Origin of the sequence: Brevundimonas lenta, assembly GCF_014196335.1 — a bacterium.
GTDB lineage: Bacteria > Pseudomonadota > Alphaproteobacteria > Caulobacterales > Caulobacteraceae > Brevundimonas > Brevundimonas lenta.
Genome location: NZ_JACIDM010000002.1, coordinates 350751 through 376706, shown reverse-complemented (window position 1 = coordinate 376706; position 25956 = coordinate 350751). Strand labels below are relative to the sequence as shown.

The following is a 25956-nucleotide window of genomic DNA, read 5'->3' as shown; positions in this document are numbered from 1 at the left end:
GTGCTGCAAGCGGTTGGCGTGGAGCGCCGAATGGCGGTAATCAGAGGGTTCGAGCCCGGAGCGTCCGTTTGACCCTCACACCGCCTACGACAGCCGCACGATCCCACCGCAAGCCCAAGGGCGAGGGGCATGAGCGCCGCGCCGAGATTCTCGCCGCCGCCGAACGTATCTTCGTCGAGCACGGCTACGAGGGCGCGACGATCCGCAAGATCGCCGACGAGGTCGGCCTGTCGTCGACCGCGCTCTACATGCATTTCTCCGAGAAGGGCGAGATCCTGCAGGAGATCTGCCGCCAGGCGTTCACGGCGCTGCGGGCCACTAATGAGTCGATCGGCGGCCAGGAAGGCCCGCCCGAGCAGCGGCTGCGGCGCATGATGCGCGCCTATGTCGATTTCGGCTTCGCCAATCCGAATGCCTACCGGCTGGTCTACATGACCCGACCGGTCGAACTGCGCGAGGGCGCCCAGTCCGCCGCGCGCGAAATGGGCACCGATCTGTTCCGCTCGTTCGAAAAGGTCGTCGAGGAGGTCGAGGCCGAAGGCCGGCTGCGCGGCGACGCCCGGACCACGGCCCAGGCGCTCTGGGCCGGCGGCCATGGCGTCATCTCACTGGTGATCACCAAGCCCTATTTCGACTGGGTGGAGCACGAGAAGCTCGTGACCACCCTGCTGGAGGGGCTCTTCGCAGGCCTGCTGAAGCCTTGAGGTTCGGCCCCGGGGCGCCGCTCGGCGTCCTGCTGGCCCTGGCCGCCGGCGGCGCAGTTGAGGCGCGGCCGCTGCGGGTGATGGCGCTGGACCAGTGCGCTGATCAGTATGCTCTGGCGCTGCGGCCGGACGCGGACCTGGCCCTGTCGCCGCGCGCTGACGATCCCGACGCCTGGCTGCGCAGGGAAGCCGCCGGCCGGCCGCGCGTACGCCCGACGCTCGAGGCCGCGGTGGCTTTCAGGCCCGACGTCGTGGTCCGCTACTGGGGCGGCGAACCGCGGCTGCTGTCCCGGCTGGAGAGCGGGGGAACGCGCGTCGCGACGATCACGGATGCAACTGATTTCAACGGCGTACGCGCCAATATTCGCTCGGTCGCCGAGGTGCTGGAGGCGCGCGAGGCGGGCGAGGCGCTGATCGCCCGCATGGACAGCCGGCTGGGAACGCCCGCCGGCGCCGACTCCGTCCGCCCGTCGGCCCTGTATCTGACGCCTGGCGGGTTCACGGCCGGGAAGGGGACACTGGTCGACGCCATCCTGACCGCCGCGGGCTTCCGCAACGCCGCGGACCGTCCGTTCTTCAGCCCGGTCAGCGTCGAGCGGGTCGCGCTGTTTCCGCCAGTGCGGTTCGTGCTGGGCTTCTTCGATCAGGCGCGCGGCGACTGGCGCGGGCCGGGTCGTCATCCCGTCGTCCAGCGAGCGACGGTCGGGCGCGTCGCCGCCCGTCTTCCGGCGGCGGCCCTGACCTGTCCCGGATGGTTCGCCGCCGACGCCGCCGCCATGCTCAGGGACGCCCCGAAGTGACCTCCGGTGCGCGTCTCATCCTTGCGATCACCCTCGCGATCGTAATCGCCGCCGTGTTCGCCGTGCTGTTCGGCGAAACCGCGCTGACAGGCGCCCAATTCGCCGAGGCCTTCCGTGACCCGTCATCGGGGCCGGGCGAGGTGCTTTGGCAGGTACGGGCGCCGCGCGTCGCCACCGCGCTGATCGTCGGCGTCGCCCTCGGCCTGTCGGGCGCCGTGATGCAGGGCCTGCTGCGTAATCCCCTGGCCGATCCGGGCGTGCTGGGCGTCTCGGCGGTTGCCGCGTTGGGCGCGGCGGGGGCCATCGTCCTGGGCGCAGCGGCCGTCCCCGGCGCGGTCGAGACGGCGGCCCTCGTCGGCGCGGGCCTGGCGGGGGCCTTGCTGGTGCTGTTCTCGGCGCGGGTCCGTTCACCCGAAGCGCTAATCCTGTTCGGCGTGGCCCTGTCCAGCTTCGCGGGCGCCGCCACGGCACTGATATTCAACCTGTCGCCGTCGCCGATCGCCACCGCCGAGGTGATGAGCTGGCTGCTGGGCTCGGTGCAGAACCGCAGCTGGATCGACGTCGCCTGGGTGACGCCCGCCGTGCTCCTGTCCGGCGGGCTCGCGATCCTGGCTGCGCCGGGTCTGCGCATGCTCAGCCTGGGCGAGGAGACCGCCCGCACCTCCGGCCTCCCGATGGCGCGCCTGCGTCTGCTGGCCCTCCTGGCCGCCGCTCTGGCGACCGGTGCGGCGGTGGCGGTGGCCGGCGTCATCGGCTTCGTCGGTCTGGCGGCGCCGCATCTGGTGCGGACGGCCGTGCGAGGCGATCCGGGTCGGCTGCTGGTCCCGGCCGCCCTGGCCGGCGGGCTGATGCTGATTCTCGCCGACCTGCTGGCGCGCATGACGCCCACGGATCAGGAGCTGAAGCTGGGCGTCTTCACGGCCCTGGTCGGCGCGCCGCTTTTCGCGCTGATCGCCTGGCGGGCGGCGCGGGAGTGGCGGCTGTGAGCGCGCTTCAACTTGCCCTCGCAACCGCCAGCCTTGGCGGGCGGCCGGTGCTCAGGGACGTCAACCTGACCGTCGCCGCGGGTGAGCTGGTCGCAGTCGTTGGCCCGAACGGAGCCGGCAAATCGAGCGCCATTCGCGCGCTCGGTGGACTGCTGCCGCTGACCGGAGGGCATACGCGCCTCGACGGGGCTGATCTGTCGACCCTGTCCCCGCGCGAGCGGGCGGCGCGCGTCGCCTATCTGCCGCAGGAGCGCCGGATCGCCTGGAACCTGCCGGCGGTCGAGATCGCCGCCCTCGGCGCGCCCTTCCTCGCCGGAGCCGAAGCCACGGCCGCCGGTCGTGCGGCGCTGGACGAGCTGGAGGTCGGCTATCTCGCCGATCGCGGCGTGGCCGAGATGTCGGGCGGCGAACGCGCCCGGGTGCTGCTGGCCCGCGCCCTGACGACCGGCGCGCGGGCGCTTCTGGCCGACGAACCGATCGCCGGCCTCGATCCGGACGCACAGCTGATGGTGCTGGACCGGCTGAAGGCCCGTGCTCGCAACGGCCAGGCGGTGCTGGTCAGTCTGCACGACCTCGGACTGGCCGCCCGCTATGCGGACCGGGTGGTCGTGTTGGACGACGGCCAGGTCGTGGCGGACGCCGCCCCGCTGGAGGCGCTGACGCCTGACGTCATCGCGCGCGTCTTCGGTCTGACGGCGCGATGGGTCGAAGGGCCTGAGGGTCCGCTGCTGGCGTCCAGCCGCTATTCCGACGGCGGCGGAGGCGGGGTGGTCAGGCCGGTGTCGTCCGAACTGTAGGGCGAATAGGGCTGGGGTCCGGCGCTGGGCCGCACGCCGCGGCGCAGATCGTCGGACAGGGTCAGCGGCGCCGAACCGCCGTTCAGCCGGGCCTTGTAGACCTGCATATTCTCCATCACCCGCATCATGTAGTTGCGGGTCTCGGTGAAGGGCGCGCACTCGATGAAGTCGACCGGATCGACCGACGCGCCGCGCGGGTCGCCACAGCGCGACACCCACTGCGGCGGGCGCGCCGGACCGGCGTTGTAGGCGACGGTCGTCAGCAGCATCGAACCGCCGAAATTCCCCATCAGATCGCCGAGGTGATAGCTGCCCAGCGTCATATTGAAATCGGGGTCGTAGAGTCGGTCGTCCGAGAACGGCATGCCCAGCTGACGCGCCACCTGGCGGCCGGTCGCGGGCAGAAATTGCATCATGCCGCGCGCATTGGCGTGTGAACGGGCGCGCGGGTCGAAGCTGGATTCCTGGCGCGTGATGGCGAGGGTGAACTCCACCGGCGCAGCGCCCGGCACCGAAGGCGGCAGGCGCACCGGATACTGTCGCTCCGGCATCAGGAAGCCGCGCTGGCTGGCGGCGCGGCCGACCATCATGGCGGTGAAGCCTTCGCCGTAGCCGCGCGAGGTGTCCATCAGCAGGGCCAGTTGCTCGGGCCCCGGCAGGTCGTCGTCCAGCTGATAGGCGAAGACGCGGAACAGGGTGGTCTCGCCGGTCTCGCCGAGGATGCGCATGGCGCGCACCACTTCATTGCTCTCGAACGCGGCGCGGTCGCTGTCGCTCGGAACCGGATCAGCAGGCAGGGTAAGGGTGGTCATCCCTGCCTTCTCGGCGGCCAGCTGGCCGTAGAAGGTCTGGAAGTGGCGCGAACCGGCCCGATAGTACTCGATAGCCCGGACCGTATCGCCCTGGGCTTCGGCCGCGCGGCCCAGCCAGTAGAGGGCGCGGCCCTGGGTGATCGGCGTCGACGACGACTGGCGCAGCGTTTCGAAATGCTGCGCGGCGCGCGCCGGATCGTTCAGCTTGGTCAGGGCGGCCCAGCCGGCGAAGAACTCGGCGTCGACCTTGCGCTCGCCCGCCGGGAAGCCGTGCCCGGCCATGGCGTCGTAGGCCGCCTGCCAGTTCCGCAGTTGCAGGGCGTCGAGGAAGTAGTTGCGGCGCTCGGTCCACAGGGTGTTCTGCGCATCGGTCGAGGCCGGGGCAGGGGGCAGGTAGCGCAGCAGGCTGAAGCCTTCCGACTGCCGGCTTTGCGAGCGCAGGATGCGCACCCGCTCCAGCGCCACGGCCGGATCCCGCGCCTGGTCCGGCGTCAGGCCGGCGATCACGGAGTCGGGGCTGTAGGCGGTGCGCAGCGCCATCACGGCGTTGGCGATCGACTGCCGCTCGTAGGGAACCATGGTGATCATGGCCCGCGTCGCCGGTCCGTGCGGCCCGAGCAGCAGCATGTTCAGACGCGTGACGTGGTCGTCCTGGGTCAGGGCCGTGCCCCAGCGCGCCAGGATCCGGCTCTGGTTGGCGTCGTCGAACGAGCGGGTCCGCCACCAGTCGCGGATCAGGCTGCGCGCCTCGTCGCCGCGGCCGCTCTGGTCCAGCGCTTCGGCGAGCGCGATGGCGCCCTCGACCGTGCTTGGCGGCGCCTGGTTGAACAGGGCCAGGACGGTGTCCGGACTGGCATAGGCGCGCCCCAGAGCGCGCTCGGTCGCCTCGCGTCGGCTGCCGGCGCGCGGCCAGCCGGCGAAGGTGCTTCCGGAGTTCGACAGGTCGCCCCACGCCATCTGGTCGGCGGAGGTGTCCAGCAGCGCCCATTCGACCAGCTTGCGCGCGGCCGGATCGCTGATCTGGGACATCGCCGAGCGCGCGCCGAACGAGTCGCGCGCTCGCGCCGCGGCCAGACCCTGGCGGAACAGCGCCGTGTCCTGATCGCTCAGGGTCCGCGGCTGGTTGCTCATGGGCGACGCCACGGCGGCGTACGGAACCTCTTGCGACGTCAGGGCCTCGGGCGCAGCGCCGAGCAAGGCCAGTGCGGCCACAAGACTTGTTCCGATCATTCCGTGTACGATCCCCATTTCTCGCAGTTGCGGTCGGACGACCGGCAACCTACCCTCCGACGCTCAAATCCAGGCGACCGTCGCCCAACTCCACGCAGGACTATCGTTTCAATGACCGCCCCCTTGTTCAAGGGCGTGATCACCGCCCTGATCACACCTCTTCGTGACGGAAAGGTGGACGAGGCCGCCTTTACGCGGTTGCTCGAACGCCAGATCGCCGCCGGAGTGCACGGCGTGGTGCCGATGGGCACGACCGGTGAAAGCGCCTCGCTGCACCCCGACGAGCACAAGCGGGTGGTCGAACTGTGCGTGCAGGTCGCGGCCGGCCGCATCCGCGTAATCGCCGGCGCCGGATCGTCTGCGACCGACAAGTCGATCGAGCTGGTCCGCTTCGCCAAGACCGTCGGCGCCGACGGCGCCCTGGTCGTCACGCCCTACTACAACCGCCCGTCGCAGGCGGGGATGGCGGCGCATTTCGAGGCCATCGCCGACGCCGTCCAGCTGCCGATCCTGCTGTACAACGTGCCCGGCCGCACCGGCGTGGACCTGTCCAACGAGACGGTCGCGAAGCTGGCCGCCCATCCGAACGTCGTCGGCATCAAGGACGCCACCGGCGACCTGTCGCGCGTCAGCTGGATGCGCGCCAACATCGGCGGCCAGTTCGACCTGATCTCGGGCGACGACCCCAGCTACCTCGGCTATCACGCCCAGGGCGGCGTCGGCGTCATCTCGGTGACCTCCAACGTCTCGCCGGAAGGCATGGTCGCGCTGCACGAGGCCGCCCAGGCCGGGGACTACGTCACCGCCCGCACCTGGCAGGACCGTCTGATCGGCCTGCACAAGGGTCTGTTCCTCGACAACTCGCCGTCGCCCACCAAATACGCCCTGTCGCGCCTGCAGCTGTGCACGGAAGAGGTCCGTCTGCCGCTGGCGCCGACGTCCGACGCCGTGAAGCCCGCCATCGACAAGGCCATGGCGGACGCGGGCCTCGGGTAAGGATCAGGCTGATGGCTTCCGACAAGCCGAAAATGAAGGTGATCGCCGAGAACCGCCGGGCGAAGTTCGACTACTTCCTCGAGGACTACACCGAGGCCGGGATCCAGCTGCTGGGCACCGAGATCAAGGCGCTGCGCGACGGCCGGGCCAACATCGCCGAGTCCTACGCGGCGGTGGAGGGGCGCGAGATCGTGCTCGTGAACGCCGACATCCCGCCCTACAAACAGGCCAACCGCTTCAACCACGAGCCGCGCCGGCACCGGAAGCTGCTGCTGCACCGCAAGCAGATCGACAAATTCATCGGCGCCGTGCAGCGCGACGGCCAGACCATCATCCCGGTCCGCCTCTATCTGAACGAGGCGGGCAAGGCGAAGATCGAGATCGCGCTCGCCAAGGGCAAGAAGCTGCACGACAAGCGCGAGGCCACGGCCCAGCGCGACTGGCAGCGCGACAAGGCGCGTCTGATGAAGGAGCGCGGCTGAGCCGTCAGCCGGCCGGACGGGCGTCCATCACGCCCGGAGGCGCTTCTGATTGATAGGAGTCCATCCCGCCCAGGGATGGTCGCATCCAGTGCGGGGCGGTGAACCCCAGCAATGTGATCAGCGCAGCCCCCAGCAGCGCCAGCAGCGCGGTACGTCGTTCCCGGGGTGTGAACACCCCATCAGCCCTATGCATGACAGCCCTCCAGCTGTCCGATCAACGCCGGTCAGGCGGCGCTGTTCCGGGAGCTTGACGCTACACCGGGAGAACGCTGATTCGCGTGTCAGGGGAGCCACACCTGGCCGTTGGGCGACCATTGTTCGATCAATTTTCGATGATCGCCCGGGCCCGCCGGAAGATGGCCTCGAACATCTCCGGCGTCAGGCGGCCGGTGTTCGTGTTGAGCCTGGAGCAGTGATAGCTGTTCAGCAGCACATAGGGACCGATCTGCGCCTCGGCCCCGTGGCCCGCCGGCATGGCCGAGCCCGGCTTGCCCAGGGTCTTCAGGATGTTGCGGCGCGATACGTCGCCCAGGGTGACGATCACTTTCAGCCGGGGCAGGGCGGCCAGCCGCGCCTGCAGGAATGGCCGGCAGGTCGCCTCCTCGATCGGCAGCGGCTTGTTCCCCGGCGGGGCGCAGCGCACGGCGTTGGTGATCATGCAGTCGACCAGCTCGACCCCGTCGTCCGGATCGGCGCGGTATTCGCCGCGCGAGAAGCCGGTGTTCTTCAGCGTCTCGTACAGTAGCCAGCCGGCGTGATCGCCGGTGAACGGCCGCCCGGTCCGGTTGGCTCCGGTCCGTCCCGGCGCCAGCCCCGCCACCAGCAATCGGGCGTTAGGATCGCCGAACGACGGGGCCGGGCCGTTGAACCAGCCGGGGTTCTGCCGCGCGTTCTCGTGCCGGTATTCCACCAGGCGAGGGCACAGCGGACAGTCGTGCGGCGGTTCGGTCGGAACGGCGGTCACGGCCGGTCGCTCCCGGTGATCAGCGAGCCAGGCGCGCCGCGCGGGCGTCCGATCTCGGGCAGCAGGCTTTCCAGCTCGATGAAGACGTCGGCCTGGCGGCGCAGTTCGTCGGCTATCTGCGGCGGCTGGGATTTCAGCGTCGACACCACGGTCACCCGCACGCCCTTCGCCTGCACCGCCTGGACCAGCCGACGGAAATCCCCGTCGCCGGAGAACAGCACCGCGTGATCCAGCCGGGGCGCCAGCTCCAGCATGTCGACCGCGATCTCGATATCCATATTGCCCTTGGTGCGGGTGTGGCCCTGGGCGTCGGTGAAGCGCTTCACCGGCTTCTTCACGACGGTGAAGCCGTTGTAGTCCAGCCAGTCGACCAACGGCTTGATCGGCGAGAATTCCTCCCCCTCGACGACCGCCGTGTAATAGTAGGCGCGAACCAGAACGGCTTTCGCGCGATACATATCGACCAGTTTGCGGAAATCGAGGTCGGCGTTCAGCGACTTGGCCGCGGAATAAAGGTTGGCCCCGTCAATAAACAGGGCGACGCGCTCTGTCGGATAAGGCGTCATGGAAAACAGCTCCGCGGAAATGAGTGTCCAGCCCCTCGTCGAAATAGACGGCGAGCCTGATCTGGACACCGTCGTCATCGTCGCGCTCGGCTGCAATGACAAGGGGGCCTGGCAGGACTGCCGCGAGGCGCTGGAGGCGGCGCTGGCCCGCTTCCGCATCGAGGGCATCGACGTGCTGGCCCGATCCTCCTGGTGGCGGTCCGAGGCGTGGCCGGACCCGGCCGATCCGCCGTTCCTCAACGGCGTGGTGCTGGTCCGCACCGACCACGGACCGCATGAGCTGATGTCTGCCCTGGGCCGGATCGAGGAGATCTTCGGGCGCAAGCGGGCAGGGCGGAACGCGCCCCGCACCCTCGACCTCGACCTGATCGCCTACGGCCGCGAGGTCGGCGAGTTCGGCGGCCTGATCCTGCCGCACCCCCGGGCGCATGAGCGGAAGTTCGTCATGGGACCGCTGGCCGAGATCGCGCCGGGCTGGATCGAGCCCGCCGCCGGCCGCAACGCCGCCGAGCTGGCGAACGCGGCGCCGGTCGGAGCGGACGCCTCTCCAATCTGGTGAGGCAAAATTTCAACATTCGGCCGACGTCGTTCGGCTGACGCACGAAAGTCGTTTCCACCGGCGACGACTGCATTAGAACCCCCAGCAGCGTCACAGTGACGCGGGGGGAATTCAAATGATCATCTGGTCCGGCTGGGGCTTTCTCGTCGTCATCTTCTTCTTCGTCGGCTGCCTGATAGGGATCCCGGTCGGTGAGATGATCTCCAAGGACTCCGACATCGCCATGTCGGCCGCCATCATCATCGGCGGTCTGGTCGCCGGCCTCGGTTCCTTCCTGCTGGCCCGCAAGATCGAGAGCGGCCAGGGCCGCGCCTACATCGACGAGGCCACCCAACAGCGCATCGTCGTCAAGCCGCACGCCGGCTCGCTGTTCTTCATCCCGACCCGCTACTGGGCCTACGTCGGCCCCGTCGTCGCCATCGCCTTCGGCGCCCTGGTGATGACCACCCCCTCGTCGGACGCCGTCGCCGCGGACCCGGCCGAGGAAGCCGCCGCCGCTCCGGCCGAGCCCATGTCGGGCGACGTCGTCGCTCCGGTTCCGGCCCCGCAGGCGGCCCCGGCGAACTGATCGATCGGCGGCCGGTCGGTCGCCGATCACCAATTCCGGCTCATTTCAACGTCATGTGGCGTTGCACAATTGCGCCCGCGTCTATATTTTGTGTGGTTCTCCCCCGCGTCCGAGGATTTTCATGGCCCGCGTCACTGTCGAAGACTGCATCGAGAAGGTGCCGAACCGCTTTGGTCTGGTTCTGCTGGCCGGTCACCGCGCCCGCAACATCGCCAATGGCGCAGCGCTGACGATCGATCGCGACAACGACAAGAACCCGGTCGTGGCTCTGCGCGAACTGGCTGAAGACACTGTCGTGCCGGACGAGCTGCAGGAAAACATCATCACCACGCTGCAGCGCGTCGATGAGCGGACCGAAGCCGAGGACGAAGCTGAAGTCGTCGCCCTGCTGGCCGAGCCGCAACACATGAACATGGCGGAAGCCGAGCTGATCCGCGCGCTGCAAAGCGACCGCGACGGCGGCCAGGAGGAGCGGTACTGACGGCCGAAACAGCCAACGGTATCACCATCCTGCCGGCGCGGCAGCCCGCGCAGACCCCTGAAGCTGCCAATCTGAACGATCCTGACGGGGCTCCGCCTCCGGCTGTCGGGCCGGAGCCGGTTCGCAGCAAGGTGCTGCGCCAGTTCGAACTGGTCGAAGCGGTCAAGGCCTACGATCCGACCGCGGACGAGGCCCTGCTGAACCGCGCCTACGTCTATGCGATGAAGATGCACGGCTCGCAGCTGCGGGCGTCGGGCGACCCCTATTTCGCGCATCCGATCCAGGTCGCCGGCATCCTGACCGACTACCGGCTCGACACGGCCACCATCGTCACGGCCCTGCTGCACGACGTGGTCGAGGACACCTCGGCCACCCGCGACGACATCGCCAAAATGTTCGGCGAGGAGATCGCCAGCCTGGTCGAGGGCGTCACCAAGCTGTCACGCCTCGAACTCCAGGCCGAGCACACGCGCCAGGCCGAGAACCTTCGCAAATTCATCCTCGCCATCTCACGCGACGTCCGCGTGCTGCTGGTGAAGCTGGCCGACCGTCTGCACAACATGCGGACGCTCAAATATGTGAAGCCGGAGAAGCGCGAGCGCATCTCGCGTGAAACGCTTGAGGTCTACGCCCCGCTGGGCCGTTCGATCGGCATCCACTCGATCGCCTCCGAGCTGGAAGAGCTGGCGTTCGAGCATCTGAACCCGACCGCCCGCACCGCCATCGAGCGCCGCCTCGAGGCGCTGAAGCTGGAGCATGGCCGCGCCATCGACGGCGTGTCGAACGAGGTCGAACGGGTCCTGCAGGAGGCCGGTGTCAACGCCCGCGTGGTGGGCCGCCAGAAGACCCCGTACTCGATCTGGCGCAAGCTGCAGCGCAAGTCGGTCGGCTTCTCGTCCCTGTCCGACATCTACGGCTTCCGCGTCATCGTCGAGGCCGAGGACGACTGCTACCGCGCGCTGGGCGTCATCCACCGCGCCTGGCCGATGGTGCCCGAGCGGTTCAAGGACTTCATCTCGACTCCCAAGTCGAACAACTACCGCTCCCTGCACACGACGGTCGTCGGCCCCTCGGGCCTGCGCATCGAGATGCAGATCCGCACCGAGGCCATGGATCGCGTGGCCGAGGACGGGGTGGCGGCGCACTGGGCCTACAAGAACAAATCCTACGGCTTCGACCGCGAGGCCATGGCCGCCGACGGCGGCCGCGACCCGCTGCAGAACCTGCGCCACCTGGTGCAGGTCATCGAGCACGGCGAGGGCGGGGAGGACTGGGTCGAACATGCCAAGCTCGAAATGTACCTCGAGCAGGTCTTCGTCTTCACGCCCAAGGGCTCCCTGATCACCTTGCCGCGGGGCGGCATGCCGCTGGACTTCGCCTACGCCGTCCACACCGAGGTCGGCGATTCCGCCGTCGGGGTGAAGATCAACGGCGAGCTGAAGCCGATGCGCACCCAGCTGCAGAACGGCGACGTGGTCGAGATCATCCGCGGCGCCAAGCGCGAGATCCCGGCCGACTGGCGCTCGCTGACCGTCACCGGCCGCGCCCGGTCCGCCATCCGCCGCCACATCCGCACCTCCGAGCGCGGCGAGTTCCAGAAGCTGGGCCGCGCCACACTGGAGCAGACCCTGTCGCGCGCCGGCAAGACCGCCGCCGAGGTCACGCTCAAGCCCGCCATGGAAACCCTCGCCATCGCCAGCGAGGACGACCTCTACGAATCCATCGGCCGCGGCCGCCTGTCGGCCACCAAGGTCGGCGAGACCCTGTTCCCCGCGCTGAAGGGCCGCCTCAAGGCCGGTCCGGACCGCAAGCGCATCGGCGACGAGCAGGCCCGCCTGTTCGTGCGCGGCGGCGGCCTGACCCCGGGCGTCAGCGTCCATTTCGGCCACTGCTGCTCGCCGGTGCCGGGTGATCGCATCGTCGGCATCCTCGAACCCGACATCGGCCTGACCGTACACACCATCGACTGCCAGCGTCTGGCCGACTTCGCCGACGACGATTCGGTCTGGCAGGATCTGCAGTGGACGCCGCAGGCCGAACGCGGCGCCGTCGCCGCCGCGCGCATCCGCGCCACCATCAAGAACGCCCCCGGCGTGCTGGGCCAGGTCGCCACCATCATCGGCGAGGCCGGCGGCAACATCCTGAACCTGGTCATGAGCCACCGGCAGCAAGACTTCTTCGACGTCGATATCGACATGGAAGTCGAGGACGCCAAGCACGCCACCATGATCATGGCCGCCCTCCGGGCCAATCCGTCGGTCGACACGGTCGAGCGGGCGCGGGGCTGAGCGAACCCGCCGGCCTGCCGAACAACGGGCGGGCCGGTTTACTTCGGACGAGGCATACGGGTGATGTGGGGGCGGAAATTGATGCAGCTTCCGCTGAGGGCGTCGGTCAGCACGAAGGCGATCGGCAGGTCAGGTTCGATATCGACCGCAACGCGCGCGGCGAAACCTCGCTGACGCAGGAAGCGGGCGGCCTCTTCAGCGGCTTCCTGCGGCTTGTCGGCGACCAGGCCGATGCAGGCCGTGGCGCCCTCGACCTTCCGCAGCGCATCCGGAGACGGGTGATTGATGATCGTCCCATCCATCAGGATCGAACGACCGACCCCGGCGGAGTCAGCCCTGAGCCGTTCGCCCAATCCGTGCTTGGCCAGAAGGGCGACGACCGCCTCCCTGGCCTCGGCGGTGGGGGCCGAAAAGATGCGTGACCCGGGATCCGGGAAGGGAAGGGGATTGCGGGCGGTCGCCAGCAGGAATGTCCATACGGTGAGGCCGACCAGATAAAGGCCGAGCACCACGAGCAGCCATTTTGGAATGAGCATCATCGCCTCCCGTCCGATCCGGCGACCAGACCCCAGACAACAGCGTTTGGCAAGACGGCCGCGTGGCGACCCCGGTTGCGCCGAACCGGCCCAGGGACTAAGCGCAGCGTATGCAAACTGAAGATGTCCTCGCCGAATTCCGCGACGCCGGCGCCCTGCGCGAAGGCCATTTCGTGCTGTCTTCCGGCCTGCACAGCCCCGTCTTCCTGCAGAAGAATCTTGTGTTCATGGACACGGAGCGCTGCGCCCGCCTGTGCAAGGCGCTGGCGGAGAAGATCGTCGCCGCCGTCGGCCCGGTCGACGTCGCCATCTCGCCCGCCGTCGGCGGCATCATCCCCGGCTACGAGACCGCCCGCTGGCTCAAGGTCCCCTCGATGTACGTCGAGCGTGAGGGCGGCGAGTTCAAACTGCGCCGCGGCTTCTCGGTCGAGCCCGGCCAGAAGGTCGTGATGGTCGAGGACATCGTCACCACGGGCCTGAGCTCGCGCGAATGCATCGCGGCGATCAAGGCGGCGGGCGGCGATGTCGTCGCCGCGGCCTGCATCGTCGACCGCTCGGGCGGTCGCGCCGACGTCGGCGTGCCGCTGGTGGCGCTGGCGACCCTCGACGTGCCGGCTTATCCCGCGGACGCCCTGCCGCCCGAACTGGCCGCCGTGCCGGTCGAGGACCCGGGCAGCCGCCGGCTGTCGAAGTGATCTTCCATCCGATCATCCCGGCGAATGCCGGGACCCAGATGGAATAACTCAATGCCGGATTTGATTTCGCGGACTACGCCCCCATCATTGACGCACGCGATCTGGGCCCCGGCATTCGCCGGGGTGAGCGGAGTTTGAAATGACTCACCCCGTCCGTCTGGGCGTCAACATCGACCACGTCGCCACGGTGCGGAACGCCCGCGGCGGGATTCATCCCGACCCCGTGCGCGCCGCACGCGAAGCCCTGGCGGCCGGCGCCGACGGCATCACCGCCCACCTGCGCGAGGATCGCCGCCACATCACCGACGCCGACATCGACGCCCTCAGCGCCCTGTGCGCGGGGGCGGGACGGCCGCTGAACCTCGAGATGGCGGTCACCGAAGAGATGCTGGCCATCGCCCTGCGCCACCGCCCGCACGCCGCCTGCCTGGTGCCCGAACGGCGCGAGGAGGTGACGACCGAGGGCGGTCTCGCCGTCGCCGGTCATGAGGCCCGCATCGCACCGGTCGTGAAGGCGCTCGCCGACGCGGGCATGCGCGTGTCCCTGTTCATCGAGCCCAGCCTGGAACAGGTCGAGGCCGCCCACGCCGTCGGCGCCCAGGTGGTCGAGTTCCACACCGGCCGCTACTGCCACCTGTCGGGCGACGACCGGGCCGTTGAGTTCGAACGCCTCCAGACCGCTGCCGGCCGCGCCGCCGACCTGGGCCTTGAGGTCCACGCCGGCCACGGCCTCGACTACGGGACCGCCGCCGACATGATGGCCATCCCGGAAATCCGCGAGCTCAACATCGGCCACTTCCTCATCGGCGAGGCGGTTTTCGTCGGCCTGACGGCCGCGATCCACCGCATGCGCGCCGCCATGGACGCGAATTAATGATCATCGGGGTCGGCGCGGATCTGTCGGACATCCGCCGCATCCAGAACTCGCTCGACCGCTTCGGCGACCGCTTCAAGGAGCGGTGTTTCACCGATCTGGAAAGGGCGCGTTCGGATCAAAAGCCTGACCCTGCCTGGAGCTACGCCAAGCGGTTCGCGGCCAAGGAAGCCTGCGCAAAAGCCCTCGGGACGGGCATGCGGGCCGATGTCTACTGGCGCGACATGGGGGTGGTGAACCTGCGTTCGGGTCAGCCGACCATGGCCCTGACCGGTCATGCGGCCGAGCATCTGGCCCGGCTGACGCCCCCCGGACATGACGTCCGTATACATCTCACTCTCAGCGACGAGCACCCCTATGCGCTCGCCTTCGTGGTGATCGAAGCCTTGCCGATGGCTTAATCACGTTATACCGGTTTCGCCGGTTAACGACCGCGACAGCGGCGGGGGATGAGGGTCACAATGAGCGACGAGCACAAGCCGCACGACGATCACGGGCACGACGCCGGTCACGGCCACGACGCGCATGGCCATGACGATCACGGCGCAGTGGCGGTCCACGACGACCATCACGCCCCCGCGACCCACGCGGACGATCACCATGCTCCGGCGGCCCACGCCGACGACCATCACGCCCCGGCGGCTCATGCCGACGATCACCATGCGCCCGAGGCCCATGGCGACGACCACCACGCTCCTGCTGCGCACGCCGACGACCACGGCCACGCCGCGCCGGCGCACGACGATCACGGCCATGACGCCCACGACGCGCCGCACGCGGTCGAGGCGGTCTCCGACGGTCACGATCACGCGGATCACCACGATCACGCCCCGGCCGAAGATCACGGTCACCACGAACACGCCGACCATCACGCCGCCGTCGCCCACGCGGCCCCGGCCGCCGATGCGCACGACGACCACCACGCCCCGGTCGCCGCTGCTGCAGCCGTAGCCGGCGCCGCGGCCGTCGCCGCCTCGTCCGGCGAGAAGCGCCCGGTGTGGAGCGACTCCGGCGACGCCCCGTTCGAGGACGTCGACAGCACCCCGGTCTACGCCGCGGGCAAGAAGGGCAAGAAGTCGAAGGACGGCGGCGGCGGCGCCAGCAACGAAGGCTGGGAGATCATCAAGACGATCGTCTTCGCCCTCCTGATCGCGCTGGTCCTGCGCGTCCTGCTGTTCCAGCCCTTCACCATCCCGTCGGCCTCGATGGAGCCCAACCTCTACGAAGGCGACTACATCGTCGTCTCGAAATGGTCGTACGGCTATTCGAAGCACTCGATCCCGTTCAGCCCGCCGATCTTCGAGGGCCGTCTCTTCGGCCAGTCGCCGAAGCGGGGCGACATCGTCGTCTTCAAGCTCCCGCGCGACAACAAGACCGACTACATCAAGCGCGTCATCGGCCTGCCGGGCGACCGCGTGCAGATGATCGACAACGTCCTGCACATCAACGGCGCGCCGGTTCGCGACGTCGTCGTCAGCACCGAGCAGCTGACCAACATGTACGGCAATCCGATCACCCAGGCCGACGAGACCCTGGCGGACGGCCGCACCTTCCGCATCCAGGACTTCGGTCCGGGCATGGATCTGGACAACACGCCTGAATTCCTCGTCCCCGCCGGCCACTACTTCATGATGGGCGACAACCGCGACAACTCGATCGACAGCCGTGTCGACCAGTCGATGGGCGTCGGCCTGGTGCCGGAGGAAAACCTCATCGGCAAGGCCGAGATCATCCTGTTCTCGTGGCAGCCGGGCGCCTCGCTGTGGAATCCCGTCAGCTGGTTCTCGAAGGTGCGTCCGAGCCGGTTCTTCACAGTGCTGGACTGATGCCGGATCGTCGTGCCGAGGCTGTCGCCGCGCTTAAGGGCAATCTCGGACACGACTTCCGCGACCCGAGCCTGCTGGAACAGGCCCTGACCCACGCCAGCGTGGGCGAGGGCGCCGAGCGCGACGCGCGCGGCCGGCCGTTCGCCGACAACCAGCGTTTCGAGTTCCTCGGCGACCGCGTCCTCGGCCTGCTGGTCGCCGACCGCCTGATGCGCGACTTCCCCTCGGCCGACGAGGGCGAGATGTCGACGCGCCTGCATGCCCTCGTCGACAAGGCCGCCTGCGCCCGCGTCGCCGAGACCATGGGCGTCGGCCCGGCCATGCGTCTGTCGCCGGGCGAGACCAAACAGGGCGGCCGCCGTCGCGAAGGCGTTCTGGGCGACGCCATGGAGGCCATCCTCGCCGCCATCTGGCTCGACGCCGGCATCGAGGCGGCGCGCGACGTGTTCGAAAAGGCCTGGGCGGCCGAACTGGCGGCTCCGCCGAAGCGCTCGCTCAGCAATCCGAAATCGACCCTGCAGGAGTGGGCGCTGGGGCAGGGGAGGCCGCTTCCCACCTACCGCATCGTCGAGCGCACGGGCTCCGATCACGCGCCGACATTCACCGTTGAGGCAAGCGTTGCCGGATATGCGCCCTTGACCGCACAGGGGCGTTCGCGTCAGGACGCGGAGAAAGCGGCCGCAACGGCCCTTCTTCAGCGTGAAGGCGTGATTTGACCGAACCCCAAAACCAGCGAGCCGGCTTCGCCGCAATCATCGGCGCCCCCAACGCCGGCAAGTCCACGCTGGTCAATCGCCTGACCGGAACCAAGGTCTCGATCGTCACCCAGAAGGTCCAGACCACGCGCTTCCCGGTGCGCGGCATCGCCATCGAGGGCGACGCCCAGATCGTGCTGGTCGACACCCCCGGAATCTTCACCCCCCGCCGCCGCCTCGACCGCGCCATGGTCGCCTCGGCCTGGGGTGGCGCGGATGACGCCGACGTCGTCGTCCACCTGGTCGACGCCGCCTCGCACATCGCCGCCGAGGGCAAGGAAGGCCAGGCCGCCGACCGCCGCTCGGCCGAGGACACCGAGACCATCATCGCCAGCCTGAAAGAGGCCGGCAAACAGGTCATCCTGGCGCTCAACAAGATCGACGGCATGCGCCGCGACACCTTGCTGGCCCTGTCGCACAGCCTGTTCGAAACCGGCGTCTACTCCGAGGTCTATATGATCTCGGCGCTCAGCGGCGACGGCGTCGACGACCTGAAGCAACGCCTGGCGCGTTCGATGCCGGAAGGCCCCTGGCTGTATCCCGAGGATCAGTCCGCCGACGTGCCGATGCGCGTGCTGGCCGCCGAGATCACCCGCGAGAAGGTCTATCTGCGCGTCCACGAGGAGCTGCCGTATTCGGCCGCCGTCGAAACCACCTCGTTCGAGGACCGCGCCGATGGCTCGGCCCGCATCGAGCAGACCATCTACGTCGAGCGCGAGAGCCAGCGCCCCATCGTCCTCGGCAAGGGCGGCCAGACCCTGAAATGGATCGGCCAGAAGTCCCGCGAGGAGCTCACCGAGCTGCTCGATCGCCCCGTCCACCTGTTCCTGACGGTCAAGGTCGATCCGAAGTGGCAGGACTCCCGCGCCCTCTACGCCCAGTTCGGCCTCGATTACGACGTCTAGTCCCTTGTTCAATGTTCCCCGTCGCGCCGGAAACCATCCCCGGCTGACCTTCGGCGCCCTTGCTGTTCTGTTCGCGGTCGCCGCCGCGCTGATCGCCTGGGCCACGGTCCACAAGCCGACCCTGGCGGTCGTGCCTGATCCGCTGCCGCAACGTCCGCCGGTCGAGGTCGTCGAGAACCTGCCGCAGCTGAAGGAACAGCTGGACCGCTGGGGCGGCTCCGGCCAGTTCACGGGCGGGGTTCTGGTCGCGAAGGGCGACACGGTCCTGTACCGCCAGGTCCACGGCTTCGCCGACCGCAGCCTCGGCAAGCCGCTGGAGCTGAACTCCCGCTTCCGCCTGGCCTCGGTCAGCAAGCAGTTCACCGCCGCCGCCATCCTCAAGCTGCAGGACGACGGCAAGCTGTCGGTCTGGGATCCTCTGTGCAAATGGATCCAGCCGTGCCCGCCGGCGTGGGAACGGATCACCCTGCACCACCTGCTGTCGCACACCTCCGGCGTGCCGGACCTGATGGCCCGTCCGGGCTGGGGCCTGCGCCGCGTGACCCCCGCCACGGTCGAGGAACTGACCGCCGACTCGATGAAGTACGGCCTGCAGTTCGAGCCGGGCACCAAGGTCCGCTACGACAACGCCGGCTACAATCTGCTGGGCGTCGTGGTCGAGAAGGCCAGCGGCCAGCCGCTGCACGACTATCTGCGCACCGCCTTCTTCGAGCCGCTGGGCATGAAGGACACCGGCTACGACGACGGCATGTCCGACGTCGTCATGGGCTACGCCAACCTGGCCGGGGGCCCGACGCCGCAGCCGGACGCCAACGTCAGCATCATCTTCGCCGCGGGCGCCCTGTACTCCACCCTGGACGACATGCTGGCCTGGGAGCGCGCGCTGCACGGCGGCCACGTCCTGACGCCGCACAGCTACGGCCAGATGATCGCCGACCATGCGCCGGACGACACGCCCAACGAACGCGGCAAGCCGCGCCGCCTGTGGGGCTACGGCATCTATCAGAAGGAGCTGGGCCGCCAGGTCCGTCCGGACTTCACCGACAACCAGATCTGGCACACCGGCAGCTGGTCGGGCTTCCGCAACATGGTCACCTACCAGCCGGACGCGGACGTGACCGTGGTTGTCCTGTCGAACAACTACCACCAGCGCGAAGCCGTCTTCCTGCTGTCCCAGCAGGGCATGGCCGAGGCCCTGGGGCGGCCGTTCCCGACTGCGATGGCGCGCTAGGCCTGGCTTTTCAAACCGCTCATCCCGGCGAAAGCCGGGACCCAGTGTTTTGGGTGATTTGGGCGTGCCGATGGACCGACGACCGTTATCCCGGACACCGTGCGCAGCAAAAGGACTGGGTCCCGGCTTTCGCCGGGTGGCGAAACCTCAGCCCTCGCGCGCCCACCGCTCACGGCGCTCAAGCTCAAGTGCGCTCGGCGTGTCGTCGCCGAACGAGCCGACCGGGACTTCGCCGTCGCGTTCGTAGCGGTTCACCACCACGCCCGACGGCGACCGGCGCGTTTCGGTCAGGGCGAAGGCCGCGGGCGCCGACGTCTGGTCGAAGAACCGCTTTCCAGTCCCCAGGATGACCGGGAAGGTCAGCAGGCTGATCCGGTCGATCAGGTTTCTCGCCAGCAGGGCATGCACCACCTCGCTGCTGCCCTGGATCAGCAGATCGGGGCCGTCCTCCGCCTTCAACCGCTCCACGGCGTCGGCGACATCGCCCTCCAGGCGCACGGAGCCTTTCCACGTCATCGGCGTCTCCGGCGAGGCCGCCACATATTTGGTGATGGCGTCGAACTTCCGGCCGATCGCGTCGTCCTTGCCGGGCCAGTAGGCGGCGAAGATCTCATAGGTCCTGCGTCCCAGCAGCAGGTCGTAGTCCTGACCCATGGCGTGATCCATGAGATCGCCGCCGGTCTCGTCGAACCAGGGCCAGACCCATCCGCCGAAGGCGAAGCCGCCGGTCGGGTCCTCGTCCGGACCGCCCGGGGCCTGCATGACCCCGTCGATGGAAACCATGGCCGCTACGGTGACCTTGCGCATCGGGCGTATCCCTCGATTTTTGGTGTGTCAGTCGGCGTCCGCGGGACGGTCGGGACGTCCCAGGTCGCTGTTCATCTGTGCGGCCGCGCGGGCCAGATCGACGGCGATCTCATGGGCGATGTCGTCGCCCTCGCGCAGATCCAGCGTCGCCATCTCGTACTTGCCGCCGGGCTTCAGACGCGGTTCGATCCCGCGCAGCCTCTGGCCGCGCCAGAAGCCGAACAGCACCCGTTCTTCCTCGGCGCGGATCAGCAGGGCGGGGCCGTCCTGCAGGTAGACGATGTGGCCCCATTTGATCACCTCGACCATGCCGTCGACCGACAGCGCCGCCGCCCGCAACCGCTCGACAAGCTCCCGCCGCCAGCCGTCCAGCGCGGCCACATAGGCGTCGGGACTGGAGGGGGGCGGGGACTTGCGCATCTCAGTCCCGGTTCACGGCGAGGAGGTGGGCTTCCAGTTTGTTCAGGCTGCCGGTCCAGCCGGCCTCCATGCCGCTGAGCGGGCCCACGGCGGTCTCGTCGGCCTGGATGACCACCGCGTCCAGACGCTGGATCGTAAGGCCGTCGACCTCGTCGAACGAGATGGTCTGCTCGACCTCGAACCAGATCGAGCCGTCGGGATGGTTGACCCAGGTGCGGGTCACCAGCCGTTCGGGTTCGTCCACGGAGACATAGCGGCCGTCGAACGGATAGTCGGTCCCGTCCGGCCCGCGCATGACCATGTGAATGGCGCCGCCCGGCCGCACGTCGATCCTGACCACGGGCGTGGTGAAGCCCTCCGGCGCCCACCACACCCCGACATGGGCCGGGTCGGTCCACATCTTCCAGACCAGCGCCCGCGGCGCATCGAACTCGCGCACGATCGTCAGGGTGCGCAGATGTTCGGGAATGGTCGCCGCGATGCTCATGACGCCGTCCGACGCAGCGGGAACAGGGCGCGGAACGAGGCGTCCCGCAGCCAGAGTCCGCCCCACATCGCCAGACCCAGATACAGGCTGAACAACTGATGGCTGAACAGCGGGCTGCCGGCGCGGATCTGCGTCGCCATGGCCCCGCCCAGCAGTCCCATCATCAGCACCGCGCCGAACACGGCCGTGCGCGGGATCAGGTACAGGACCACGCAGGTCAGCTCGATCAGGCCGATGGCGAAGGCGTAGCCGGGCGGCCAGCCCAGCGCGGCCATCGTCTCCTCGGCCACCGGCATGCCGGTCAGCTTGGGAACGACGGACGCGCCGACCATGAACAGGGCGAACAGGCCGGTCAGGATTCGACCGCTCCAGATCATGGGCGTGGCCTTCACGACTGCGACGCGCTCCAGCCCTCAGCGGGGATGGTGTTGACCATCCACGGCACGCCGAACTTGTCGACGAGGTTGCCGAAGCCCGGCGACCAGAAGGTTTCGGCGAAGGCCATCTGCACGGTACCGCCCTCGGACAGGCCGTCGAACCAGCGCCTGGCCTCGGCCGCATCCTTCGTATGCAGGCTCACGTCGAAGCCGTTCTTGGGCTTCTCGATGTTCGGAGCCCAGTCCTTGTCCATGTCGGCGCCCATGATCGCCTGGTCGCCGATCTGCAGCCAGGCGTGCATCAGCCAGTCCTTGTACTGCGGGCCGACCGGCATGTCGGGCGGACCTTCGCCGTACGGGAAGGCGGCGGTGATCTCTCCGCCCAGGACTTTTGCGTAAAACTCGAACGCTTCCCGGCATTGGCCCTGGAAGCTGAGGCTGGTCACGATCTGCATGGTCGTCTCCTCTTCGTTTCGTTGGTCGTCAGGTCTCGTCCTGATTGGCCGCGAGCCAGACTTCCAGCCGGTCGGCCGTGCTGTTCCAGCCATGGCGATGCCCGACCAGGCTCTGCTCCGACTTCAGCCCTTCGTGGACGAAGTCCATGCGGGTCTGGCCGTCTTCCATCTCGGTCAGGGTCAGCGACACGAGGGTGTCCACCGGCGGGCCGTCCTCGTGGGACTCGTCCCATTTGAATGTGAACACCAGCCGCTCAGGCGGCACGATCTCGCGATAGACCCCGCCCTGCCACAGATCCTGGCCGGTGTCGGGCGAGCGCAGGCAGGCCCGCCATTCGCCGCCGACCCGCAGGTCCTGCGACACGCTCACCGCCGGCCACTCGACCGGCCCCAGCCACAGAACCATGGCCTCGGGCGTCGTCCAGGCCCGCCAGACCAGGGACCGCGGCGCATCGAAGACGCGCTGCATGTGCAAGGTCGGCTTGAGGGCGAGGTCTTCGGCGAGGGTCATACGCGGGCTCTCGGCAGGGTCCGGTCGGCGGTCGGGGAGGGTGTCAGTGGGTCTTCAGCAACTCGGCCAGCTGGTCGGCGCACGTGCCCCAGCCTTCATGGAAGCCCATGGCCTCGTGCTGTTTCATGGTCTCCGCGTTCCAGTGACGGGCGGTGGCGACGTATTCGGTCTTGCCGTCGTCGGTGGGCGTCAGCTCGACGGTCGCCACCATGAACGGCTGTCCTGCGGGTTTCCAGTCCGGCGTGAAGGCGTCGGTCGTGATCCAGCGCTTGCCCGGGATCACCTCCAGGAACACGCCGCTGTTCGGAAACCGCTCGCCGTCCGGACCGTGCATGACGAAGTTGAACACCCCGCCGGGCCGCGGATCGATCTGCACGTCCGAGATGCTCCAGGGCCGCGGCGCGAACCACTGCTGCAGCAGCTCCGGCGTCATCCACGCCTTCCAGATCTGTTCCGGCGTAGCGTCCATCGTCCGCCGCAGGCTCAGGGCGTGCTCGTGGGCGACGCCGTCGGTGTCGCAGGGGTTGTCGCTAATTTCTTGGGCCACTGGGGTCTCCCTTCTGGATATTCTTCAGATACGCATCGAGGCGATCGAAGCTGGCGTCCCAGTACCGGCGGTAATGCTCCAACCAGTCCGCAACGCCCTTCAGCGCCATCGGTTCGAGACGGGCGGGACGCCACTGCGCCTCCTTGCCCCGGCTGATCAGCCCGGCCTTCTCCAGCACCTTCAGATGCTTCGACACGGCCGGCAGGCTCATGTCGAACGGCTCCGCCAGTTCGTTGACGGAAGCCTCGCCCTGGGTCAGCCGCGCCAGGATGGCCCGACGGGTCGGGTCGGCCAGGGCGGCGAACTTGGCGGAGAGGGGATCGGTCTGCATCGGCCCGCTTCGTATCTAACTGAGAAGTTAAATGCGCTCGCGTCCACGCGTTGTCAACCGTTCGGTTAAATGCATTTCGACGGCTATGCAGGGACGACCGTTCCGGAGCCCGCCATGCTGCCTTTCGTCGCCGCCGCCCTGATCGCCCTGTCGCCGCAGACGGCGCCGGAACAGCAGGCCGCCGCCGCCCTGACCGACATGCACGCCGCCGCCGCCCGCGCCGACAGCGCCGCCTGGGAGGCCCGCCTGGCCCCCGGCCTGGTCTGGGTGGGTAACGAAACATCCGAGCGCTGGGACCACGACGCCTTCGTCGCCTTCGCCCAGCCGATCTTCGCCCGCGGCGAGGGCTGGACCTATTCGGCGCGCGAACGCCACGTGACCCTCGCGCCTGACCCCTGCGAATGCGTGGCCTGGTTCGACGAGCTGCTGGACAGCCAGACCTACGGCACGGCGCGCGGGGAGGGGATGCTGGTCCGCGAGGGCGACGACTGGCGCGTGCTCCGCTACGCCCTCAGCTATCCGATCCCCAACGATCTGGCGAAAGAGATGACCGGCGAGATCCGCGCCTTCGAAGCCGCCACGCCGGTCGTCGACGCCCCCGGCGAGCCCGCCGATACGCCCGAGGAACTGGCCGCCGCCGCGACCCTGGACGCCGTCCACCGCGCCGCCGCCGCCGCCGACGGCGCCACCTATTTCGATCTCTTTGATCCCGACGGCGTCTACATCGGCACCGACGTGACCGAGCGCTGGTCCGTCGCGGAATTCCGCGCCTTCGCCGAACCCTACTTCGCCCAGGGCAAGGGCTGGACCTACACCCCGCGCTCCCGCTCGCTCACCCTGGCCCCGCTGGACTGCCGCTGCATCGTGTGGTTCGACGAGGCGCTGGACAGCGAGTCCTACGGCACCAGCCGCGGCACGGGCGTGCTGGTCCGGGGCGACGACGGCAAATGGCGCGTCGCCCTCTATGCTCTGACGTTCCCGATCCCCAACGCCCTGGCGAGGGACATGACGGCCCGCATCCGGGCCGCCGCCGTCACTCTGCCGGCGTAAGGGCGCCGACCTCGCGCTCGACCTCAGCCTGGGCCTCTTCGGTCTTGGCGTTGATGGCCGTCTCGGCCCGCTCGATCTCGGCCACCAGACGACGGTTCTCGATCACCAGCCGGTTGAAGGCGTTCAGGTCGGCCTGGCGGAAGAAGGCGATCTGATTCTGCTCGACCTGCCACGGCACGCGCTCGGCCAGGGCGATCTGCGCCTCAAGGTTCTTCAGCGCCTCTTCCTGCAGGCCCCAGTAGGCGTCGAACTCCGCCTTGCGCGTCGCGCCGCCCGCGTCGAAATTGCGATAGGCCGCCTCGCGCTGGCGCTCGTTTGTGAAGACCGCGCCCAGCCGCTCGCGCGTCCGCAGGCGCAGCGCCTCTCCGTCCGTCCGCGCCTTCTCGACCAGCGCCCGTCGACGGGCGATCTCGTTCCGCGCCTTCTGATAGCCGCCGGCCGACTTCAGCACGCGCGGATTGAACACATCGTTTTCCGACACCTTCGCCACTTCGGCCAGAAGGGCTTCGCGTTGGGCGGTCCGTTCAGCGACCGCCTGGGACAGCACCACCCGGATCTGCTCCTCGGTATGGCGGTTGCTCGCGGCGCCGGTCGCGACCAGCGTGACCAGCACGCTGAAGAGGCAGGCCACGCCCAGGAGGATGCCGAAATACTTCCCGCCGTTACCCTTCTTGGCGGGCCGCACAGCGAACAGCCAGATCGGCAGATAGACCACGCCCGCGGCCAGCAGCGCCCGCCCCAGCGTCGCGCCGAGCGCATAGCCGAGATTGTACGCGGCGCTGCCTTCGTCCTGCGGCGTCCAGCCGGCGCCCATGATCACCGTCAGGATGACGACGGCGACCAGCCCCACGGCCAACCACGGCCAGGTCGTCTTCTTGCGCTTCCGCGGCGTCGTGAACGCGTCGCCGGAATACCTGATCTCTTCTTCACTCATCGCTACTTCGCAGCCTTCAGGACGCGGTCGATGCCGGCGTCGGTTTCGTAATCCAGTTGCGCCAGCTCGATCTCGGCGGTCCGCACCTCGTCGAACACCTGATCAAGGCCCGCCTCGATGCGGCGGATGCGGACCAGCAGGGGCCGGCTGGTGATTTCCGCCCCGCCCGGCGCCTTGCGCCAGCCGCTGCGGTTGGCGGACAGCGCCGCCAACTCGTCCTCGCGCAGGGCGATGATCCGGTCGTGGGCGGCCCAGATGCGCTCCATCAGCGCCTTGCGCGGGCCCGCCGCCTCGTCGAACCGGTCCAGAACCGCCTCGCGATCCATCTCGCCGACGATGGCCCCGGCCAGAGCGGCGCGCGCCTTGACCTGTCCCGGCCCGTAGTCGCGGCGCGCCGCGGCGATCAGGTCGCGATGCCCGGCGATGGCCTTGCGTGCGTCTTCCAGCCCATCCTCGGCCGCCAGCCGCGACGGCTCGAACGGATTGTTGTGCAGCAGCAGGCCCAGCCGATGGTTCAGGTCCGCTTCGCTGCGCCGCGACTCCGCCCGCGCTTCGGCGGCCGAAGTCTGCAGCCGCATCTCATAGCCGACCTTGTCCGCCACGAAGCCCCGCGCCACGCTGGCCGGCGCGCCCACGATGACGCCCAGGCCGACCAGCAGGGCCGTCCACATCAGCGCCCCGTGACGTCCCGCCGGCGCCAGATAGATCGCGTTCAGCAGCGCGCCCACGGCGACCCCGACCAGCACGGCAGGCAGCACGATGTTGGAGGCGGTCTTCATCCAGACCATGGCCCGGCCGCCGTTGGTGCCGTCGCCGAACACGATGCCGCTGAACAGCGGACCGGCCAGCCAGCAGCCGACGCCCGCCAGCACAAAGGCGACGATCACGAACGGCCACGGCGGCAGCTTCGATTGCCAGGTCGCGCGGCGGCGGCCGGTGAATTTGTCCATTGTCCGCCCCCCGGCGCCCCTCACGATCAGGT

34 protein-coding genes are annotated in these 25956 nt (G+C 68.9%); 18 read left to right on the top strand and 16 right to left on the bottom strand.

Annotated features, from left to right (window positions below; translation table 11 throughout):
* Positions 1 to 68 precede the first annotated feature (68 nt).
* From GGR12_RS09380 to GGR12_RS09365, 4 genes are read left to right on the top strand one after another with little or no spacing between them, the layout of a single operon-like run.
* Positions 69 to 704, top strand: coding sequence for a TetR/AcrR family transcriptional regulator (locus tag GGR12_RS09380; protein ID WP_183204149.1), 636 nt, complete (start codon positions 69 to 71; stop codon positions 702 to 704).
* Positions 701 to 1504, top strand: coding sequence for an ABC transporter substrate-binding protein (locus GGR12_RS09375; RefSeq protein ID WP_246328832.1), 804 nt, complete (start codon positions 701 to 703; stop codon positions 1502 to 1504). The genes GGR12_RS09380 and GGR12_RS09375 overlap by 4 nt, the downstream gene beginning before the upstream one ends.
* Positions 1456 to 2490 carry a FecCD family ABC transporter permease gene (locus tag GGR12_RS09370; RefSeq protein WP_183204148.1) on the top strand — a complete coding sequence of 345 codons (1035 nt, stop codon included), beginning with the start codon at positions 1456 to 1458 and terminating at the stop codon, positions 2488 to 2490. The genes GGR12_RS09375 and GGR12_RS09370 overlap by 49 nt, the downstream gene beginning before the upstream one ends.
* The gene (locus tag GGR12_RS09365; protein WP_183204147.1) at positions 2487 to 3287 is read left to right on the top strand and encodes an ATP-binding cassette domain-containing protein; all 801 of its coding nucleotides are present in this window, start codon (positions 2487 to 2489) and stop codon (positions 3285 to 3287) included. The genes GGR12_RS09370 and GGR12_RS09365 overlap by 4 nt, the downstream gene beginning before the upstream one ends.
* Here GGR12_RS09365 and GGR12_RS09360 read toward each other — a convergent pair.
* Positions 3233 to 5311 carry a lytic transglycosylase domain-containing protein gene (locus GGR12_RS09360; protein WP_343053189.1) on the bottom strand — a complete coding sequence of 693 codons (2079 nt, stop codon included), beginning with the start codon at positions 5309 to 5311 and terminating at the stop codon, positions 3233 to 3235. The genes GGR12_RS09365 and GGR12_RS09360 overlap by 55 nt on opposite strands.
* A gap of 129 nt (positions 5312 to 5440) precedes the next feature.
* On the opposite strand from GGR12_RS09360, the gene dapA reads away from it, so the two are divergent.
* Positions 5441 to 6325, top strand: coding sequence for a 4-hydroxy-tetrahydrodipicolinate synthase (dapA, locus tag GGR12_RS09355; RefSeq protein ID WP_183204145.1), 885 nt, complete (start codon positions 5441 to 5443; stop codon positions 6323 to 6325).
* A gap of 11 nt (positions 6326 to 6336) precedes the next feature.
* Positions 6337 to 6807: an SsrA-binding protein SmpB gene (smpB, locus tag GGR12_RS09350; protein ID WP_281378560.1), complete on the top strand. Its 471-nt coding sequence runs from the start codon at positions 6337 to 6339 to the stop codon at positions 6805 to 6807.
* Positions 6808 to 6811: 4 nt separating this feature from the next.
* On the opposite strand, the gene GGR12_RS09345 is transcribed toward smpB, so the two are convergent.
* The 3 genes from GGR12_RS09345 to GGR12_RS09335 all read right to left on the bottom strand — a co-directional run bounded on the left by GGR12_RS09345 (position 6812) and on the right by GGR12_RS09335 (position 8337).
* On the bottom strand, positions 6812 to 7000 hold the full coding sequence (locus tag GGR12_RS09345) for a hypothetical protein (RefSeq protein ID WP_183204144.1): 189 nt from the start codon (positions 6998 to 7000) through the stop codon (positions 6812 to 6814).
* Between the two features lie 129 nt (positions 7001 to 7129).
* Positions 7130 to 7771: a uracil-DNA glycosylase family protein gene (locus GGR12_RS09340; protein ID WP_183204143.1), complete on the bottom strand. Its 642-nt coding sequence runs from the start codon at positions 7769 to 7771 to the stop codon at positions 7130 to 7132.
* Positions 7768 to 8337, bottom strand: a complete 570-nt coding sequence (locus GGR12_RS09335) for a LabA-like NYN domain-containing protein (protein WP_183204142.1) — start codon at positions 8335 to 8337, stop codon at positions 7768 to 7770. Before GGR12_RS09335 ends, GGR12_RS09340 begins: the two co-directional genes overlap by 4 nt.
* On the opposite strand from GGR12_RS09335, the gene folK reads away from it, so the two are divergent.
* The 4 genes from folK to GGR12_RS09315 all read left to right on the top strand — a co-directional run bounded on the left by folK (position 8336) and on the right by GGR12_RS09315 (position 12233).
* The gene (folK, locus tag GGR12_RS09330) at positions 8336 to 8896 is read left to right on the top strand and encodes a 2-amino-4-hydroxy-6-hydroxymethyldihydropteridine diphosphokinase (protein WP_246328830.1); all 561 of its coding nucleotides are present in this window, start codon (positions 8336 to 8338) and stop codon (positions 8894 to 8896) included. The genes GGR12_RS09335 and folK overlap by 2 nt on opposite strands.
* A 115-nt stretch (positions 8897 to 9011) precedes the next feature.
* A complete protein-coding gene (locus tag GGR12_RS09325; RefSeq protein ID WP_183204141.1) occupies positions 9012 to 9464 on the top strand; it encodes a hypothetical protein in 453 nt (150 codons plus the stop codon).
* A 121-nt stretch (positions 9465 to 9585) separates the two neighbouring features.
* Entirely contained in the window at positions 9586 to 9945 is a 360-nt protein-coding gene (gene rpoZ / locus GGR12_RS09320) for a DNA-directed RNA polymerase subunit omega (protein ID WP_183204140.1), read from the top strand.
* 131 nt (positions 9946 to 10076) lie between these two features.
* Entirely contained in the window at positions 10077 to 12233 is a 2157-nt protein-coding gene (locus GGR12_RS09315) for a RelA/SpoT family protein (protein WP_343053188.1), read from the top strand.
* Between the two features lie 38 nt (positions 12234 to 12271).
* Here the strand turns inward: GGR12_RS09315 and GGR12_RS09310 are convergent, their stop codons facing one another.
* The gene (locus tag GGR12_RS09310) at positions 12272 to 12769 is read right to left on the bottom strand and encodes a hypothetical protein (protein WP_183204139.1); all 498 of its coding nucleotides are present in this window, start codon (positions 12767 to 12769) and stop codon (positions 12272 to 12274) included.
* 110 nt (positions 12770 to 12879) lie between these two features.
* Here GGR12_RS09310 and pyrE point away from each other — a divergent pair, with 110 nt between their 5' ends.
* The 3 genes from pyrE to acpS all read left to right on the top strand — a co-directional run bounded on the left by pyrE (position 12880) and on the right by acpS (position 14739).
* The gene (pyrE, locus tag GGR12_RS09305; protein WP_183204138.1) at positions 12880 to 13464 is read left to right on the top strand and encodes an orotate phosphoribosyltransferase; all 585 of its coding nucleotides are present in this window, start codon (positions 12880 to 12882) and stop codon (positions 13462 to 13464) included.
* Positions 13465 to 13603: 139 nt separating this feature from the next.
* A complete protein-coding gene (locus GGR12_RS09300; protein WP_183204137.1) occupies positions 13604 to 14338 on the top strand; it encodes a pyridoxine 5'-phosphate synthase in 735 nt (244 codons plus the stop codon).
* Positions 14338 to 14739 carry a holo-ACP synthase gene (acpS, locus tag GGR12_RS09295; RefSeq protein WP_183204136.1) on the top strand — a complete coding sequence of 134 codons (402 nt, stop codon included), beginning with the start codon at positions 14338 to 14340 and terminating at the stop codon, positions 14737 to 14739. Before GGR12_RS09300 ends, acpS begins: the two co-directional genes overlap by 1 nt.
* On the opposite strand, the gene GGR12_RS16585 is transcribed toward acpS, so the two are convergent.
* Positions 14740 to 15261, bottom strand: a complete 522-nt coding sequence (locus GGR12_RS16585) for a hypothetical protein (protein WP_246328829.1) — start codon at positions 15259 to 15261, stop codon at positions 14740 to 14742.
* Positions 15262 to 15333: 72 nt separating this feature from the next.
* Here GGR12_RS16585 and lepB point away from each other — a divergent pair, with 72 nt between their 5' ends.
* From lepB to GGR12_RS09275, 4 genes are read left to right on the top strand one after another with little or no spacing between them, the layout of a single operon-like run.
* Positions 15334 to 16164 (top strand): signal peptidase I, encoded by an 831-nt coding sequence (lepB, locus tag GGR12_RS16580; protein ID WP_343053186.1) that lies wholly within the window; start codon positions 15334 to 15336, stop codon positions 16162 to 16164.
* Positions 16164 to 16880 (top strand): ribonuclease III, encoded by a 717-nt coding sequence (gene rnc / locus GGR12_RS09285; RefSeq protein WP_183204134.1) that lies wholly within the window; start codon positions 16164 to 16166, stop codon positions 16878 to 16880. The genes lepB and rnc overlap by 1 nt, the downstream gene beginning before the upstream one ends.
* Positions 16877 to 17824 carry a GTPase Era gene (gene era / locus GGR12_RS09280; protein ID WP_183204133.1) on the top strand — a complete coding sequence of 316 codons (948 nt, stop codon included), beginning with the start codon at positions 16877 to 16879 and terminating at the stop codon, positions 17822 to 17824. Before rnc ends, era begins: the two co-directional genes overlap by 4 nt.
* A 4-nt stretch (positions 17825 to 17828) precedes the next feature.
* Entirely contained in the window at positions 17829 to 19055 is a 1227-nt protein-coding gene (locus GGR12_RS09275) for a serine hydrolase domain-containing protein (RefSeq protein WP_183204132.1), read from the top strand.
* A 147-nt stretch (positions 19056 to 19202) separates the two neighbouring features.
* Here GGR12_RS09275 and GGR12_RS09270 read toward each other — a convergent pair whose 3' ends face one another.
* From GGR12_RS09270 to GGR12_RS09235, 8 genes are read right to left on the bottom strand one after another with little or no spacing between them, the layout of a single operon-like run.
* Positions 19203 to 19862, bottom strand: a complete 660-nt coding sequence (locus tag GGR12_RS09270) for a dihydrofolate reductase family protein (protein ID WP_183204131.1) — start codon at positions 19860 to 19862, stop codon at positions 19203 to 19205.
* A 27-nt stretch (positions 19863 to 19889) separates the two neighbouring features.
* Entirely contained in the window at positions 19890 to 20282 is a 393-nt protein-coding gene (locus GGR12_RS09265; protein WP_183204130.1) for a DUF1801 domain-containing protein, read from the bottom strand.
* 1 nt (position 20283) lies between these two features.
* On the bottom strand, positions 20284 to 20769 hold the full coding sequence (locus tag GGR12_RS09260) for an SRPBCC family protein (RefSeq protein WP_183204129.1): 486 nt from the start codon (positions 20767 to 20769) through the stop codon (positions 20284 to 20286).
* Positions 20766 to 21161 (bottom strand): DoxX family protein, encoded by a 396-nt coding sequence (locus tag GGR12_RS09255; protein ID WP_343053185.1) that lies wholly within the window; start codon positions 21159 to 21161, stop codon positions 20766 to 20768. Before GGR12_RS09255 ends, GGR12_RS09260 begins: the two co-directional genes overlap by 4 nt.
* Positions 21158 to 21601: a VOC family protein gene (locus GGR12_RS09250; protein WP_183204128.1), complete on the bottom strand. Its 444-nt coding sequence runs from the start codon at positions 21599 to 21601 to the stop codon at positions 21158 to 21160. Before GGR12_RS09250 ends, GGR12_RS09255 begins: the two co-directional genes overlap by 4 nt.
* Before the next feature lie 28 nt (positions 21602 to 21629).
* On the bottom strand, positions 21630 to 22112 hold the full coding sequence (locus tag GGR12_RS09245) for an SRPBCC family protein (protein ID WP_183204127.1): 483 nt from the start codon (positions 22110 to 22112) through the stop codon (positions 21630 to 21632).
* Positions 22113 to 22155: 43 nt separating this feature from the next.
* Positions 22156 to 22659: an SRPBCC family protein gene (locus tag GGR12_RS09240; protein WP_343053184.1), complete on the bottom strand. Its 504-nt coding sequence runs from the start codon at positions 22657 to 22659 to the stop codon at positions 22156 to 22158.
* Complete coding sequence (locus GGR12_RS09235) at positions 22643 to 22990, bottom strand: ArsR/SmtB family transcription factor (RefSeq protein WP_183204126.1); 348 nt, start codon at positions 22988 to 22990, stop codon at positions 22643 to 22645. Before GGR12_RS09235 ends, GGR12_RS09240 begins: the two co-directional genes overlap by 17 nt.
* A 114-nt stretch (positions 22991 to 23104) precedes the next feature.
* Between GGR12_RS09235 and GGR12_RS09230 the strand changes: the two genes are divergently transcribed.
* On the top strand, positions 23105 to 24040 hold the full coding sequence (locus GGR12_RS09230) for a nuclear transport factor 2 family protein (protein ID WP_183204125.1): 936 nt from the start codon (positions 23105 to 23107) through the stop codon (positions 24038 to 24040).
* On the opposite strand, the gene GGR12_RS09225 is transcribed toward GGR12_RS09230, so the two are convergent.
* Both GGR12_RS09225 and GGR12_RS09220 read right to left on the bottom strand, forming a co-directional pair.
* Entirely contained in the window at positions 24024 to 24974 is a 951-nt protein-coding gene (locus tag GGR12_RS09225; protein ID WP_183204124.1) for a hypothetical protein, read from the bottom strand. The genes GGR12_RS09230 and GGR12_RS09225 overlap by 17 nt on opposite strands.
* Before the next feature lie 2 nt (positions 24975 to 24976).
* A complete protein-coding gene (locus GGR12_RS09220; protein WP_183204123.1) occupies positions 24977 to 25924 on the bottom strand; it encodes a hypothetical protein in 948 nt (315 codons plus the stop codon).
* Between the last annotated feature and the right edge of the window lie 32 nt (positions 25925 to 25956).